General features: G+C 66.4%; 14 protein-coding genes. 2 read left to right on the plus strand and 12 right to left on the minus strand.

Going from position 1 to position 14,812, the window contains the following annotated elements; all coding sequences use genetic code 11:
* Nucleotides 1-59: 59 nt before the first annotated feature.
* From AB3G31_RS02270 to AB3G31_RS02285, 4 genes are read right to left on the minus strand one after another with little or no spacing between them, the layout of a single operon-like run.
* Nucleotides 60-992: a PhzF family phenazine biosynthesis protein gene (locus tag AB3G31_RS02270; protein WP_367848615.1), complete on the minus strand. Its 933-nt coding sequence runs from the start codon at nt 990-992 to the stop codon at nt 60-62.
* Entirely contained in the window at nt 992-2,164 is a 1,173-nt protein-coding gene (locus AB3G31_RS02275; protein ID WP_367848616.1) for a PLP-dependent aminotransferase family protein, read from the minus strand. The genes AB3G31_RS02270 and AB3G31_RS02275 overlap by 1 nt, the downstream gene beginning before the upstream one ends.
* Before the next feature lie 37 nt (nt 2,165-2,201).
* On the minus strand, nt 2,202-2,792 hold the full coding sequence (locus AB3G31_RS02280) for a LysE family translocator (protein ID WP_367848617.1): 591 nt from the start codon (nt 2,790-2,792) through the stop codon (nt 2,202-2,204).
* Nucleotides 2,793-2,807: 15 nt separating this feature from the next.
* Entirely contained in the window at nt 2,808-3,728 is a 921-nt protein-coding gene (locus AB3G31_RS02285; RefSeq protein WP_367848618.1) for a DMT family transporter, read from the minus strand.
* A 122-nt stretch (nt 3,729-3,850) separates the two neighbouring features.
* Between AB3G31_RS02285 and AB3G31_RS02290 the strand changes: the two genes are divergently transcribed.
* The gene (locus AB3G31_RS02290) at nt 3,851-5,254 is read left to right on the plus strand and encodes a PLP-dependent aminotransferase family protein (RefSeq protein WP_367848619.1); all 1,404 of its coding nucleotides are present in this window, start codon (nt 3,851-3,853) and stop codon (nt 5,252-5,254) included.
* Nucleotides 5,255-5,364: 110 nt separating this feature from the next.
* Complete coding sequence (locus AB3G31_RS02295; RefSeq protein ID WP_367848620.1) at nt 5,365-5,943, plus strand: hypothetical protein; 579 nt, start codon at nt 5,365-5,367, stop codon at nt 5,941-5,943.
* Here the strand turns inward: AB3G31_RS02295 and AB3G31_RS02300 are convergent.
* From AB3G31_RS02300 to AB3G31_RS02335, 8 genes are all read right to left on the minus strand, one after another.
* A complete protein-coding gene (locus AB3G31_RS02300; protein WP_367848621.1) occupies nt 5,940-7,151 on the minus strand; it encodes an HDOD domain-containing protein in 1,212 nt (403 codons plus the stop codon). The genes AB3G31_RS02295 and AB3G31_RS02300 overlap by 4 nt on opposite strands.
* Before the next feature lie 22 nt (nt 7,152-7,173).
* The gene (gene flgL / locus AB3G31_RS02305) at nt 7,174-8,445 is read right to left on the minus strand and encodes a flagellar hook-associated protein FlgL (protein WP_367848622.1); all 1,272 of its coding nucleotides are present in this window, start codon (nt 8,443-8,445) and stop codon (nt 7,174-7,176) included.
* Nucleotides 8,446-8,459: 14 nt separating this feature from the next.
* Nucleotides 8,460-10,361: a flagellar hook-associated protein FlgK gene (flgK, locus tag AB3G31_RS02310; RefSeq protein ID WP_367848623.1), complete on the minus strand. Its 1,902-nt coding sequence runs from the start codon at nt 10,359-10,361 to the stop codon at nt 8,460-8,462.
* A gap of 9 nt (nt 10,362-10,370) precedes the next feature.
* Nucleotides 10,371-11,225, minus strand: a complete 855-nt coding sequence (locus tag AB3G31_RS02315; RefSeq protein ID WP_367848624.1) for a glucosaminidase domain-containing protein — start codon at nt 11,223-11,225, stop codon at nt 10,371-10,373.
* On the minus strand, nt 11,225-12,361 hold the full coding sequence (locus AB3G31_RS02320; RefSeq protein ID WP_367848625.1) for a flagellar basal body P-ring protein FlgI: 1,137 nt from the start codon (nt 12,359-12,361) through the stop codon (nt 11,225-11,227). Before AB3G31_RS02320 ends, AB3G31_RS02315 begins: the two co-directional genes overlap by 1 nt.
* A gap of 206 nt (nt 12,362-12,567) precedes the next feature.
* Nucleotides 12,568-13,263 (minus strand): flagellar basal body L-ring protein FlgH, encoded by a 696-nt coding sequence (locus AB3G31_RS02325; protein ID WP_367848626.1) that lies wholly within the window; start codon nt 13,261-13,263, stop codon nt 12,568-12,570.
* 10 nt (nt 13,264-13,273) lie between these two features.
* Nucleotides 13,274-14,056: a flagellar basal-body rod protein FlgG gene (gene flgG / locus AB3G31_RS02330; protein ID WP_367848627.1), complete on the minus strand. Its 783-nt coding sequence runs from the start codon at nt 14,054-14,056 to the stop codon at nt 13,274-13,276.
* Between the two features lie 15 nt (nt 14,057-14,071).
* Complete coding sequence (locus tag AB3G31_RS02335) at nt 14,072-14,812, minus strand: flagellar basal body rod protein FlgF (RefSeq protein ID WP_367848628.1); 741 nt, start codon at nt 14,810-14,812, stop codon at nt 14,072-14,074.

Consider the following 14,812-nt stretch of genomic DNA (forward strand, 5'->3'; position numbering starts at 1 on the left):
AGGTGGGACCATAACGCCGGGTGGGGCTGGCGGATGACAGATTTTTGAAAGCAAATGTGCTACAGCAACACGCTGCCGCTGATGCAGGTGACCGATGCGCCGCCCACCCACACCTGGCCTTGCGCATCGCGTTCGATGTGCACCCGGCCTGCGCGGTCCAGGCAGGTGCCCTGGCCCACCAGGTACTGCTCGGGCGCATAGCCGTCTGCAATCAGCCACTGGGCCAGGCTGGCGTTCAGGCTGCCGGTCACCGGATCTTCCAGCACGTCCACGGCGGCGGCAAATGCGCGCACTTCCATCTGCGGCTCGGGGGTGTCGTCCACCGGCGCGCTGCGGCCAAAGGCGCGGGCTTCGCGGCTGGAGCGGGCGATGAGCTGGGGGGCATCGTCTTGCGGGTAGAGTCCGGCCACGCCGACCACCAGGCCGGTGTTCTTCAGCGCCAGGTGGTCGGGTTTGAGCTGCAACACGGTTTGCGGGCTGTCGAGCAACAGACCTAGCCAGGGCAGGCCGTTGTCCAGCATCTGCGCGGCCACCACGTCGCGCGGCTTCAGGCCCAGCGCGGCGGCTACCTGGGCCAGCACCATGGCGCTGGGGGCGCTGCGCTTGAGCGGCGGGGCGGCGAACAGCAGGCGATCATTTTCGCGGCGGATCGGCACCAGTCCTACCACGCATTCCTGCACCACCATCTTGGCCGCACGCGGCTGCCCGCCCGCCTGCAGCCAGGCGTGGCAACTGCCCAGCGTGGGGTGGCCGGCAAAGCGCAGCTCGCTTTTCGGGTCGAAGATGCGGACCCGGTAATCCGCCCCCGCCGCCCGGCCCGCGTCGGTGGGCGGCAGCAGAAACGTGGTTTCCGACAGGTGCGTCCAGTTGGCAAAGCGCTGCATCTGCGCGTCGCTCAGGCCCGCGCCGTCCAGCACCACCGCCAGCGGGTTGCCCTGGTAGGGGGTGGGGGTGAAAACGTCGACTTGCTGGAAGGGGCGGAGGGTCTGCATTACAGCGTCTTGATGGCGTCGGCCAGGGCCTTGATGCCGATGTTGATCTGCTCCACGCTGGCCGTCACAAACGACAGGCGGATGGTGTGCGGGTCGGCGTTGTCGGCGTAGAAAGCGGTGCCGGGCACGAAGGCCACGCCCTTGTCCACCGCCTTGGGCAGCAGGTCCACGGCGTGCACGCCTTCGGGCAGGCGGGCCCACAGGAACATGCCGCCGTCGGGCACGTTCCAGTGCGTGCCTGCAGGCATCTCGCGGGTCAATGCGGCCAGCATGGCATCGCGCTGGGCCTTGTACAGTGTGCGGATGGTGGGTACGTGGCGGGCCAGGAAGTTGTCGTGCATCACCGCCACCACCATGCGTTGGTTGAAGCTGGGGCTGTGCAGGTCGGCGGCCTGCTTGGCCTGCAGCAGTTTGGGCATCATGGCCTTGGGGGCGATCATGTAGCCCAGGCGCAGGCCGGGGGCCAGCACCTTGGAGAACGAGCCCATGTAGATGCAGCCCTCGGGGTTGCGGCCCGTCAGCGGTGCGGGCGGGGGGGTGTCAAACCACAGGTCGCCGTAGGGGTTGTCTTCCACCAGCGGCAGGCCCAGGGCGGCGGCGCGCTCGATCAACGCGGCGCGGCGGGCTTCGGGCATGGTGCGGCCGGTGGGGTTCTGGAAGTTGGGCAGCACGTACAGAAAACGACCACCGGGGGCTTTTGCACTGAGGTCGTCCAGGTCCACGCCCTCATCGTCGCAGGCCACGCTGACCACTTTGGGCTCCATGGGCGCAAAGGCCTGCAGCGCGCCCAGGTAGGTGGGCGTTTCCACCAGCACTTTGCTGTCCTTGTCGATCAGCACCTTGCCAATCAGGTCCAGCGCCTGCTGCGAGCCGGTGGTGATCAGCACCTGGGCGGGTTCCACCTTCCAGGGCAGTTGGGCCGCCACGATCTCGCGCAGCGGGCCGTAGCCTTCGCTGGCGGCGTACTGCAGCGCGCCCTTGCCGTCTTCGCGCAGCACTTTTTCGCAGGCCGCCGCAAACTCGGCCACCGGAAAGGTCTTGGGCGAGGGCAGGCCGCCGGCAAAGCTGATGATGCCGGGGCGCTCGGTGACCTTGAGGATTTCGCGGATGGCCGACGAGTTCATCTTGTGGGTGCGGGCGGCGAGGGTCCAGGGGTTGGAAGGGGTGCTCATGGGGATTGGTGCAATTAGGTTGGAGTTGGATTGTCAGCTAAGCCAGCATGGGCACGAGCGAGGCGACCAGTAAAACCGCCATGGCGCCGTTGAAAATCCGGCGGTAGCGCGGGATGCGCAGCCAATGGCGCAGGCGGCTGCCGCACAGCGCCCACAGGCTGATGGCCGGGATGCCGATGACGGCAAACCACGCTGCAGCCCCCACCACCAGCGCACTGCCGCTGTGGGCGGGCACATAGCTGCTGAACGCGCCCACGGCCATCACCCAGGCCTTGGGGTTGACCCACTGGAAGCCCGCCGCGCCCCAGAAGCCCAGCGGCTGGGTGGCCTCGGCATCTTTCGGCTCTCCGGCGGTGGCCACGCCCCAGGCCAGAGTCAGCAAATAGGCCGCGCCCAGCCATTTCAGCACCAGGTAGAGCTGCGGCAGCTGCGCAAACAGCAGGCCCAGCCCCAGGCCCACCGAGGCCAGCAGCACAAAGAACCCGGTCGAAATGCCCGCCATGTGCGGCAGCGTGGCGCGAAACCCATGGTTCACGCCCGAGGCCAGCAGCATCAGGTTGTTCGGGCCGGGGGTGATGGAGCTGACGAAGGCAAACAGCGTCAGCGCGGCGAAAAGTTGGGTGTCCATAAAAGCTGCTGGCCATCAACGAACGGGCATGCGTTTGCTGGCAAACACGGTGGCAATCACCGCCAGGCCAAAGCCCAGCGTCACCGCGTCCAGCGTCTCGCCCAGCAGGGGCACGGCAAACAGCATGCTCAAAAAGGGCTGCACCAGTTGCACCTGGCTGACGCGCACCGTGCCGCCCAATGCCAGCCCCCGGTACCAGGCAAAAAAGCCCAGCCACTGCGAAAACACCGCCAGGTAGGCAAAACCGGCCCAGGCATGCAGCGGCACCGCCTGGGCGGGCTGGGCCCACAGCGCAGCGGGCAGGGTGATGGGCAGGGCCAGCACCAGCACCCAGCAAATCACCTGCTCGCCGGGCATGCGCTGCGCCAAGCGCCCGCCAAAGCCATAGCCCACGGCACCCAGCAGCATGGCCAGCAGCAGCAGGCCGTCGGCGGGCTGGAGGTGCAGACCGGCTTGCCCCGAATGCAGCATGGCAAACGCAATGACCATCCCGCTGCCCAGTACGGCGCACAGCCAGAAGCCGGAGGATGGGCGCTGGCGGTGCATCAGCGCGCCCACCACCGCCGTGGCCAGTGGCAGCACGCCGATGATCACGCTGGCGTGCACCGCCTCCACGTGCCGCATGGCAATCGAGGTGAGCAGCGGGAAGCCAAACACCACGCCCGAGGCGGTGCACAGCAGCGGCACCCAGTCCTGCCGCTGGGGCCAGGGCGCGCGGGTGGCGAACAAGAACAGCGCCGACAAGCCGCCCGCCAGCGCGGCCCGGCCCATGGCCACAAACACCCCGGACATCTGTGGGTCGGCAGGGGTGCCCACCGCCAGCCGCGTCATCGGCAGGGTCAGCGCAAAAATCACCACCCCCAGCAGGCCCAGCCACAGGCCGCGGCGTTCGGTGTTGCGCATCGGTACAGACAAGGCGGCGGTGTGGGTGGTCATGGCGGACTCTTTGAAAAGCAGGGGTTCACTGTAGTGACAATACCAGCACACTGGCAGTACACTTTAACCATTCAGTTTTAATACTGTATTGCTGCTGATGCCAGCACACCCGAGGACCCGCCATGTTGATGAAGACCGCCGACCAGACGCTGACCGAGCAGCTTGCCAGCCATTTCGCCGAGCGCATCCGCAGCCGCCTGCTGGCCGCCGGTGCGCGCCTGCCCTCGGTGCGCCAGTGCGCGCAACAGCACCAGGTGAGCGCCTCCACGGTGGTGGCCGCCTACGACCGGCTGCTGGCGCTGGGCCTGGTGGAGGCCCGCAAGAACCGGGGGTTTTATGTGCGAGAAATGGCTCCCGTGCAGGATCTGTATGCGCGAGAAGCTACACAAAATATAGCAAACCCGGCGCGCCGCCCCATCGACGCCACGGCCCTGATGCGCGGCATGTTCCAGGGCGACAGCGACACCCCCCAGCCCGGCATGGGGGTGCTGCCGCCCGACTGGCTGGCCAACAGCTTCATGCCTGCCGCGGTGCGCCGGGTGGCGGCTGGCACGGCCGACTTCTCGCGCCGTTACGGCGACCCGGCGGGCGACCTGGGCCTGCGCCAAAGCCTGTCGAAGAAGCTGCTCGGCCTGCACGTACCCGCTGCGCCAGAGCAGATCATCACCACCGTGGGGGCCACCCACGCGCTGGACATTGCCAGCCGCACCCTGCTGCGCCCCGGCGACAGCGTGATGGTCGAAGAGCCCGGCTGGGCGGTGGAATTTGCCCGGCTGGAGGCCATGGGCATGCGCATCCTGCCGGTGCCGCGCAATGCCGACGGGCCCGACCTGGAGGTGATGGCGCGCTACTGCGAAGCGCACAGCCCGAAGCTGTTTGTGAGCGTGAGCGTGCTGCACAACCCCACCGGCTTTTGCCTCACCCCCGGCAGCGCGCACCGGGTGCTGACCCTGGCCAACGCCCACGACTTCTACATCGTGGAAGACGACACCTACAGCCACCTGGCCCCCGAACACGCCACCCGCCTGTGCGTGCTGGATGGCCTGCAGCGCACCCTGTACGCCAGCGGCTTCTCCAAAATCCTGGCCCCTGGCTGGCGCGTCGGTTTTCTGGCCGCGCCCGCCGCCCTGGTGGACCGCCTGACCAACACCAAGCTGCTGGCTACGCTGACCACCCCGTCCCTGCTGGAAAAAGCCCTGGCCTGGTGCATCGACCAGGGCCAGCTGCGCCGCCACTCCGAGGGCGTGCGCGCCCGCCTTGACCAGGCCCGCACCCGTAGCACCAAGCTGGCCCTGGCCGCAGGCTGCAGCTTTGCCTCCGAGCCCGCAGGCCTGTTCGGCTGGGTCGAGACCGGCGTGGACACCGACGCCCTGGCCCAGCGCATGCTGGACGAGGGCTACATGCTGGCCCCGGGCGCCCTGTTCCACGCCAACCGCCAACCCAGCAGCCTGATGCGCATCAACTTCGCCAACACGCAGGACGCGGTGTTCTGGAAGGTGTTTGCGCGGGTGCGGGACGGTGCGTAGGCGGTGCTTGTAAATCGCCGGATTTGCCGCTATTTTCACTAGAGCACATGGGGAGTGCAGGAACCGCAGACATGCCGGTTTTCGCCATGCCAGGCGGCACAGGAGGGCTTATGACGCTTGTCGATCTGTTGTCCATCGTCAGCAGCGTGGCCGCTTCGGCCGCCGCGGTGATGGCCTACCTGGGCAAGGAGGCCGTGGGGGTGCTGCAGAGGCAGCACGACTCGGCGTTGCGGCAGATCGAAGAGTCGCACAAGACAGAGCTGGCCAAGCAACTGGAGGATTTCAAGAAGTCGCTGGCCTTCTTTGGTGCCGTGGACACCGAACTGCGCAGCATGCGGATCCGGTCCTACAGCGCGCTCTGGCAGCAGACCCGGGTGCTGCCCAAGTGGCCCAAGGATGCCTCGGTGGGTTACCAGGCGTTGACCGAACTCTCGGCAGCACTGCGCGGGTGGTACTTTGGCGGCAACGACACCGTGCCCGGTGGCATGCTGCTGACGGTCGACGCCATGAACGCCTACAAGGCGCTCCAGTCCCAGATTGCCGAGGTGGTCTCGGTATACGGCATTGCCCACGATACCGATCAGGCGCTGGCCCCTGGGGACTACGAAGCGGTGCGCCGGTGTGCCAGCGCGCTGCGCACCGAGCTCACCAAGGACCTGCTGTCCCGCCGCGAAACCCCGGGAAGCTAGCCCGTCAGGGTGCGCAGCAGTGCCCGGTTGATGTCTCCCAGCTCCATGCCGTGTTCGTGGCCCAGGGCGCGGATGGCGGCACCGTTGTCGACTTCCAGGGCGCTGGCGATGTGCAGCAGGGGGGCGTAGGGGCCGGTGTTGCGCACGGTGGCGTTGTAGATGCGGCTGCTCAGGGGGACGCGGTGCAGGGCGCTGCCCAGGGGTTCGCCCATCAGCACGTCGATCTGCGAGAACAGGCCGCAAAGATAGATTTCACGGGCCAGCTGGTGTTCGGCGCCGGAGTCCATCAGGTTTTCCATCAGCCGGGCGCGCAACACCATGGCGGCCTTGACCGGGCGCAGGTTCGGGTCGCGCGAGGCCTGGGGCAGTTGGTCGACCAACCAGCGTTTGAGATGGCTGGTGCCCAGCAGCATGAGGCCATGGCGCAGCGATTCGACATCGTTGCGCAAGCCCACGGCGGCCGAGTTGGCGTAAGCCAGGAAGCGGAAGGTCAGGATGGGTTCCATACCCAGCAGGGCCTCGATTTTTTCGACCGGCAGGTCGTCGTCTACAGCCTGCACCAGCTGCACCATGGCACGGTGGTCGGGGGCGGTGGCCTGGCGCTGCAGGGCGTGCAGGATGTCTTCGTCGGGCCAGCCCAGCAGGGCGGTGGCGTGCTGCTGGTCCAGGCAGTGCTCCATCAGCAGGCGGCTGGCAATGCCTTCATACAGCATGCCGGGCTGTACCGGGCTGACCCCGGTGGGCGTGCCTGCGCGGGCGCGGGCGGCCGCCTGCAGAGCGGCCAGTGCCGCCTGGGGCGACAGGCGCAGCAGGCGGGTAAAGAAGCAGGGCGCCAGCTCAGGGACCGGAGCCTGGTCGGATTCGGCCCGCCACACCAGGCGCAGGCCGCGCTTGTGGGCGCTTTGCACCCGCTGCGGCATGGCGTGGCTGCCCATCCACTCGCTGCGTACCTCGATCCAGTAGGGGGCTGCAGAGCGCGCCGGGGCGTGGTCCAGCAGGTCGCGCAGCAGGGCGGGGGACTTGACCGACAGCAGCAGCGGCGGTGCGTCGGGTTTGCTCTGGTCTTGCAGGCTGCCGATCAGGCGTTCGGAATCGATGCTGGCATCGGCCTGGCCATCGATGAACAGCTGTACTGCTGCGATGCTGCGCGCAGCATTCCACAGCGGGCGATAGCCCAGCGTAATGCTGCCGAGGACGGAAGTGGCCATGTCGGACGCGGAAAAGCCGCGTTTAACTGATGAAGTTAAACAATGATAGCTTCTGGATCGAGGCGTAGGACTTCAGCGCGGCCTGGTAGGCGGTTTGCTGGTTGCTCTGGTCGGCGGCGGCGGCAATCATGTCGATGTCTTCGGCGTTGGTTTTGTCGGTCTTGGCCTGGATGGTGTTGTCAGTCTGGGTGCTGGTGATGCGGTCGGCGCGGGTCAGCAGGTCGCCCGCCTTGCCCCGGCTGGCGCTGATTTTTTCCAGGCTGGTGTCAATCTGGGCCAGTGAAATTGCCTGCTCCTGGTTGAAGTTGGCGTCGTTGCTGTTGGCGCCAACGGTGGTGGAGCCCACGGCATACATACTGGTGATGGCGCGGTCCAGCACGTCGAAAATGCTGGGTCGGTTGGCGGTGGCGTTGGGGTTGACTTCCAGCTTGTCGCCATTGGCCGGTGTGCCGCGCACCACCATCGAGATGCCGCCCATCACGATGGACTGGCCCTCGGTGTAGGTCTGTGCCGCCGAGGTGGTGGCGGTGGTGTTGTTGGTGATGGTGTAGGTGGTGGCCCCGGTGGCCGGTGGAACGGGCGCGGTGAAGTTCACCGTGAAGTCCGTGCCTTGGGTGGCCATCAGCGAGGCATTGGTGACCACGCCGATATCGGTGAATGCCCGTCCGGTGTTGGCCGGATCCAGGCTGACGTTGAACACGCCATTGCCCTCGGGCACGTCCATCCAGGCGGCGCGGCCGTCCAAGGTGAACGGTATCGCCACGGTGCTGGCGGCGGTCTGGCCGGGCAGGCCGTTGTAGCTGTAGTCGGGGTCGGGCGCTACCCCGTTGGCGCTGGTTTCAAAGGGGGCCGAGGTACTGCCCAGGCCATTGAACAGGGGCATGCCGTTGCTGTCTTTCTTATTCGCCAGGGTCAGCAGTTCCTCGCGGATGCTGACCAGCTGCTTGGCAATGGTGTCGCGCTCGACCGGGCTGTTGGCACCGTCGCCCGCCTGCACCACCAGGGTGCGGAATTGGGTCAGCAGGTCGGTGGCGTTGCCCAGCGTGGATTCGGCCTGGGTGATGGCGCTGACCTGGGTGTCCAGCGCGCGCTGCTCGGTCTTGATGCGGTCGATGCGGGTGTTGGCGCGCTCGGCCTGGGCTGCGCCGGTAGGGTCGTCGCTGGAGCGCAGGATTTTCTTGCCGGAGGTCATGTTTTCCTGCAGCGCCGACATGGTGGCGTACCGGGTGGTCAAATTGCGCAGCGCGTTGTCGTAGCCGGTGGCGCTGGCGAGGCGGGTGAAACTGTTACTCATGGTGATCTGCTCCGCTAGCGGCCGACACTGGCCATCAGGCTGTCAAAAATGGTCTGGGCGATCTGCACCATCTTGGCCGATGCCTGGTAGGCCTGTTGGTACTGCAGCAGCTTGGCGGCTTCTTCGTCCAGGTTGACGCCCGAAACCCCGGTGCGCGAGGTCTCCAGGTTGTCGGCAATCGATTTGGACACTTCGGCGGTGTACTGCACGCTTTGCACTTTCACGCCCACCTGGGACATCAACGCGGCATAGCCGTCGGCCAGGCTGGAGCCGTCGAATAGGGCCAGGTCCCGCAGGTCCAGCAGCGCGTCGGCGTTACCGGCGTTGAGCTTGGTGTAGGCCAGGTTGGCCGGGCCCAGGGTGATGGTGTCGCCGTTCTGGGCGGCACCCGAGAGGTTCAGCGACCAGCCCGAGGCCAGGTTGGCCGGGTCAAAAGCGATCGGCGTACCGGGGCTGTAGGTGTAGACCGTGGCTCCGGTGTCGCTGCGGGTGTAGGTATTGGAGCCGGTGAAGTTCAGCGTGATATTGGCCGGGATCGGCACCGATTTGGCCGCCAGATTGGCCACCGCCAGGCTGCCGGTGTTGGTGCTGCCCATGGCCGCCTGCACCGGGCTGGACACGGCCAGCTGGCGCGGCGAACCGAAGGCGGTGGTGATCTTGTTGGCCACGGCGCGGAAGGGCTGGAGCAAAAAGCTGTCGCCCGAGACCGGTACGCCACCCACTGCGATGGCCAGGCCGTCGAAACTGCCGGTGACGGGGTCGGGCGCGACCATGGTGTTGTCGGACAGGCGCTGCACGGTGAACGTCGCGGCCGAGGTAAAGGTGACCTTGTAGTCCGAGGCCTGCAGCTTGGCCACAGTGGCGGCGTTCACGCTCACGCCAACGGTACCCGTGCCGGTGTTGGACGGGGCGGCCGCTCCAGCGGGCATGCTCACCGCGCTGAACAGGTTGCCTCCGGCGTTGCCGTCCAGGTCCAGCCCGAGCTGGTGCTGGGCGTTGACCACGGTGGTCATGCTGGCGGCGATGCGACCCAGCAGGTTGAAGCCTTGGGCCAGGTCGTCATTCTGGAACTTCAGCAGCCCGGCAATCGAGCCGCCGCCCATCATGCCTTCCGACAGCACCACGGTCTGGCTCCCCAACACCATGGCAATCTGGCTTTGCGACGCATCCTGGGGGTTGGGCTGTACCTGCAGGGCCGTGGCCTTGGTACCCAGCACCAGCGGCTGGCTGCTGGCGGCAAACACCGTGATCGTGCCGTCGTCGGCATCCACCTGGGTGGTCTGGATGTACTGGTTGAGCTGGCTGATCAGGTTGTCGCGCTTGTCCAGCAGGTCGTTGGGTGTCTGTCCGTTGCCCCGGGCCAGCTGGATCTGCCCGTTGACGGCGGCCAGGTTGGTGGTGATGGTGTTGACCGCCGCCGCGGCATTGTTCAGCTCGGTCGTCAGGCCGGTCTGCAAATTGTTCAATTGGGTGGCGGCATCGTTGAAACGGGCCGCGGCCTCGTCGGCACGGGTCAGCACCACGGTGCGGGCGGTCAAATCGGTGGGTGCGCTGGCCACGTCGGAGAACGCGTTCATCATGTCGGTGACGGCCGCGCCCAGGCCGTTGGTGCCGCCTTTGAAGATGTCTTCCAGCTGCAGCAGCTTGTTGGCGCGGCTCACGTCGGAGGCCGCGACCGACTTGGACAGCGCGGCCTGGCGGGTCAGGTATTCGTCGTGGTTGCGCAGAATGGTTTGGACATCCACCCCCTTGCCGATATAGCCGCCACCGGTGAATTGGCCCTCTACGGTTTGCAGCACCACGGTCTGGCGCGAATAGCCTACCGTGCTGGAATTGGCGATGTTGTTGCCAATGGTCTGCAGGGCCACTTCGTTGGCCAACAGGGCCCGCGCGCCAACGTTGAGGAGGTTGCTCATGGCGTGCTCTTAAGCGTAGGCCCGGCGCAGCTGCTGGGTCACGGTGATGGCCCGGTTCAGCTTGGCGGCGTAGTCGGGGTCGGTGGCGTAGCCCGCGCGCTTGAGCTCGGTGGCATAGGCCTGCGACGAGCCGGTCTGCTGGCGCGCCTGGGCGTAGCGCGGGCTGTTGTTGATCAGGTTGGCATAGTCGTTGAACGACTCCTGGTAGGAGTCGTAGGCGCGGAACTTGGCGCTGACCTTGCGGGTTTCACCGTTGACCACCTCGTGCGTGGTCACCGTCGTGGTCTTGCCGGTCCAGCCCGCACCGGCCTTGATGCCGAACAGGTTGAACGAGGTGCTGCCGTCGGCATTCTTGATTTCCTTGCGGCCCCAGCCGGTTTCGTGCCCGGCCTGGCCCAGCATGTAGCTGGCGGGGATGCCGGTGGCCCGCTCCACCGCGGTGGCGGCGGTGTTGTGTTGCTCGACAAAACCGGTCTGGCTGACGCTGGCGGGCTTGATGGCGGCGATTGGCGCGGCGGTGGGGGCGGCTATTTTGGGCGCTGCACCATCGGCGGGTACCGTCTGGCGGCTCAGTTGGCGCACGATGGCCTCCGACAGGCCGCCGGGCTGGCCCGACATGGTGACCGACAGCTGCTGGTCCAGCAGGTCGCTGCCGAGATCGCCCTGGGGGCTGTCGAAGAGCCCGGATTTGGTGGTGGCCTCGCGCATGCTTTTGATCAGCTCGCGCATGAACAGCGACTCCAGCTGCTTGGCGGTCTCCTTGATGGCGGCGGGGCTGTCCTGCCCGGCCTGCATCTTCAGCGCGTTCAGCGACTTGGCATCGGCGGCCAGTACGTTGCTGTTGGAAACTTGGGTCAGTGCCATCAGATCACCTCCAGTTCAGCGTTGAGGGCTCCGGCAGCCTTGATGGCCTGCAGGATGGCCAGCAGATCCTGCGGCGTGGCGCCCAGGGCGTTCAGGGCGCGCACCACGTCGGCCAACTGGGGCGCGGGCGGCACCTGGATCAGGATGCCGGGCTCTTGCTTGATCTGGATGTTGCTCTTCTCCGTGACCACCGTCTGCCCTTGTGACAAGGGGTTGGGCTGGCTGACCGAGGGCGTGGTGCTGATGCTGATGGACAGGTTGCCGTGCGCAATGGCGCAGGGGCCCAGCGTGACCGACTGGTTCAGCACGATGGAGCCGGTGCGCGAGTTGATGACCACCTTGGCCGCCGGTGCCGAGGATTCCATGGTCAGCTCTTCCAGGTCGGCCAGAAAGTTGACGCGGGCATTCGGGTCGTTGGGGGCGCGCACCCGTACCGTGCGGCCGTCCATGGCGTTGGCCAGGCCGACGCCCATTTTGTTGTTGACGGCGGCGGCCACGCGGCGGGCAGTCTGGAAGTCGCTGGAGTTCAGGTCCAGGGTGATGAAGTCGCCATCCTGCAGCGGCGTGGGTACGCTGCGTTCCACCTGCGCGCCGCCGGGAATGCGGCCCGCGCTGAGGTGGTTGATCTGCACCTTGCTGCCCCCGGCAGCGGCGCCGGCACCGGCCACCACCATATTGCCCTGGGCCATGGCGTAGATTTCGCCGTCGGCCCCGCGCAGCGGCGTGGCGATCAGCAGGCCGCCCTTGAGCGACTTGGAGTTGCCCATGCTGGCGACGTTGATGTCAATCGCCTGGCCCGGCTGGGCAAAGGCGGGCAGTTGCGCGGTGACGATCACCGCCGCCACGTTTTTCAGCTGCAGGGAAGAGGCCAGATTGGCCGGCAGGGTAATGCCCATCTGCTGCAAATAGCTCGACAAGCTCTGCGAGGTGTAGGGCATCTGGGTGGTCTGGTCCCCCGTGCCGTCCAGTCCCACCACCAGTCCGTAGCCGGTCAATTGGTTGCTGCGCACGCCCTGTACGGCGGCGACTTCCTTGATGCGCAAGGCCTGGGCGGGCAGCGCCGCTAGCAGTGCCAGGCACAGCCCCATGCCCCATGTCGCGGCACGGCGCATTGGCAGGAGGCGGAAAAATGGCATGGCGAACAACCTGTTCTACGTCTGGTTCGGCCGGAATGGCGGAACCTTTAGCATTATTTTGCGGCGCGCCCGGGCGTTGGAACGGCGGAAAAGGCGGTGGTTTCCGGTCAATTGGGTTTGCTATTATTTCAATAGCTGCTCACGCCTATCCCATCAGCACGGGGTGCCGATTTTCTTTAAAAGTCTCAACAGAGCCTGGGGAAGGCTTAGAACGGCATCACGTTCATGAAAAAGCGCCCCAGCCAGCCCATGGCCTGGGCCTCGCCCTGCTGGCCGCGGCCTTTGGACTCGATGCGCGCATTGGCCACCTGGGTGGAGGAAACCACGCTGCCCGGCTGCACCGCGCGTGGGTCGACCGTGCCCGAGAAGCGCAGCACGTCCACGTTCTGGTTCACGCCGATCTGCTTTTCACCGGCCACCACCAGGTGGCCGTTGGACAGTACTTCGATGACGGTGACGGTGATCGCCCCCGAGAAGGTGTTGGCACTTTCCGTGCCGCCCTTGCCCGAGAAGTCGTTGCTGGACGTGGCGCCGATGCCGAACTTGTCCAGCAGCGGGGTCTTCAGGAAGGGGATGCCGGTGATGCCTGCGGCCTCGGCGGCGGTGCGGTTTACCGTGCTGGTCGATTTTTGGCTGGCACTGACGTTTTCCACGATCTGGATGGTCAGGTTGTCGCCCACCAGGCGCGGGCGGCGGTCTTCGAACACCGGGCGGTAGGCCGCCGAGGCAAACAGGCTGCCGGTGGGCCGGGCGTTGGTGGCCACGGTGGCCGGTGGCAGTTGGCGGGGCCCGGTGGATTCGGCGAAATCTACCCGGGGCGAGGGGGCCAGGGTTTCGCAGCCGCTCAACAGGCCCAGAAGGCAAAGCCCAGCGACGGCAGCAGCAGTGGTGGCGGCGCGCATGCTCAGTCTCCTACAGCTGGGCCAGCTTCTGCAGCATCTGGTCCGAGGTCTGCACGGCCTTGGAATTCATCTCGTAGGCGCGCTGGGTCTGGATCATAGTGACCAGTTCCTGCACCACGTTGACGTTGCTGGTTTCCACGAAGCCCTGGCGCACCACCCCCATGCCGCTCACGCCCGGCGTGCCGGTGGTGGGCTGGCCGGAGGCGGCGGTTTCGGCGTACAGGTTGCCGCCCTTGGGCTCCAGGCCGGCCGGGTTGATGAAGTTGGCCATGGCGATATTGCCCGCCGGTTGGGGTGTGGGGTTGCCCGGCAGCATGACGGTGACAGTGCCGTCCGTGCTGATGGTGACGCTTTGGGAATTGACGGGAATGGTTACGCCGCTGGCCACCGTCAGCCCGGCAGAGGTGACCAGCCGGCCCTGTGAATCCACCTGGAACGAGCCGTCGCGGGTGTAGCCGATGGTGCCGTCGGGCTGGTTGATCTGGAAGAAGCCGTTGCCGTTGATCGCCACGTCCAGCGTGTTGCCCGACTGCTGCAGGCTGCCCTGGGCAAACGAGCGGGTGGTGGACACGGTGCGCACGCCCAGGCCCAGGTGCAGGCCGGTCGGGAGCTGGTTTTGCTCGGTGCTGTTGGCCCCGACCTGGCGCAGGTTTTGGTAGATCAGGTCTTCAAACACCGCGTTGGCACGTTTGTAGCCGGTGGTGGAGACGTTGGCCAGGTTGTGCGAGATCACGTCCAGCTGGGTTTGCTGGGCTTCCATGCCGGTCTTGGCGATCCAGAGTGAATTAATCATGGTGTTTCTTTCAAATTAGCCTTGGACGTTCAGCAACTGGCTGGCGCTTTTGTCATTGGTTTCGGCGGTTTGCAGCAGGCGCATTTGCGTCTCAAACTGGCGGGCGGACTGGATCATGCCGACCATGGTGGCGACGGCGTTAACGTTGGAGCCCTCGATCGCGCCGCCCAGCAGCTTGGCGTTGGCATCTTGTGGCAGCGGGTCGCCACTGGTGCCGCGGAAAAGCCCGTCGTCGCCACGCTTGATGGGGTTGTCGGCATCGGGGGTCACCATCTTCAGCCGACCCAGGCTGGTGGAGGCCTGGCCGGGCACCTTGGCGCTGATGGTGCCGTCGGTGCCCAGGGTAATTTCCGAGCCCTGGGGCACGTCGATGGGGGCGCCGCCGTCAGACAGCACCGGCAGGCCGGTAGGTGTGACCAGGGTGTTGGTGGACGATATTTCAAAAATACCGCTGCGGGTATAGGCCTCGGTGCCGTCCAGACCCTGCACGGTGAACCAGGCGTTGCCTTGGGCCATGGCGTCCAGGTTGCGCCCCGTGCGCTGCACCGGGCCGGGCAGGTTGGAGTGGCCGGTGGTGGTTTCCAGCGCAAAAACACGGGTGCTGGAGCCGGGGCCGTTCAGCGGCACCGAGCGGTAGGTGGCCAGCTCTTCGCGGAACCCGTTGGTGGAGACGTTGGCCAGGTTGTTGGCCAGCACGGCCTGCCGGTTTGCCGCCGTGTTGGCCCCTGACATCGCCGTGTAAATGATGTGGTCCAT

Source organism: Rhodoferax sp. WC2427, from assembly GCF_040822085.1.
In the GTDB taxonomy this organism is placed as follows: domain Bacteria; phylum Pseudomonadota; class Gammaproteobacteria; order Burkholderiales; family Burkholderiaceae_C; genus Rhodoferax_B.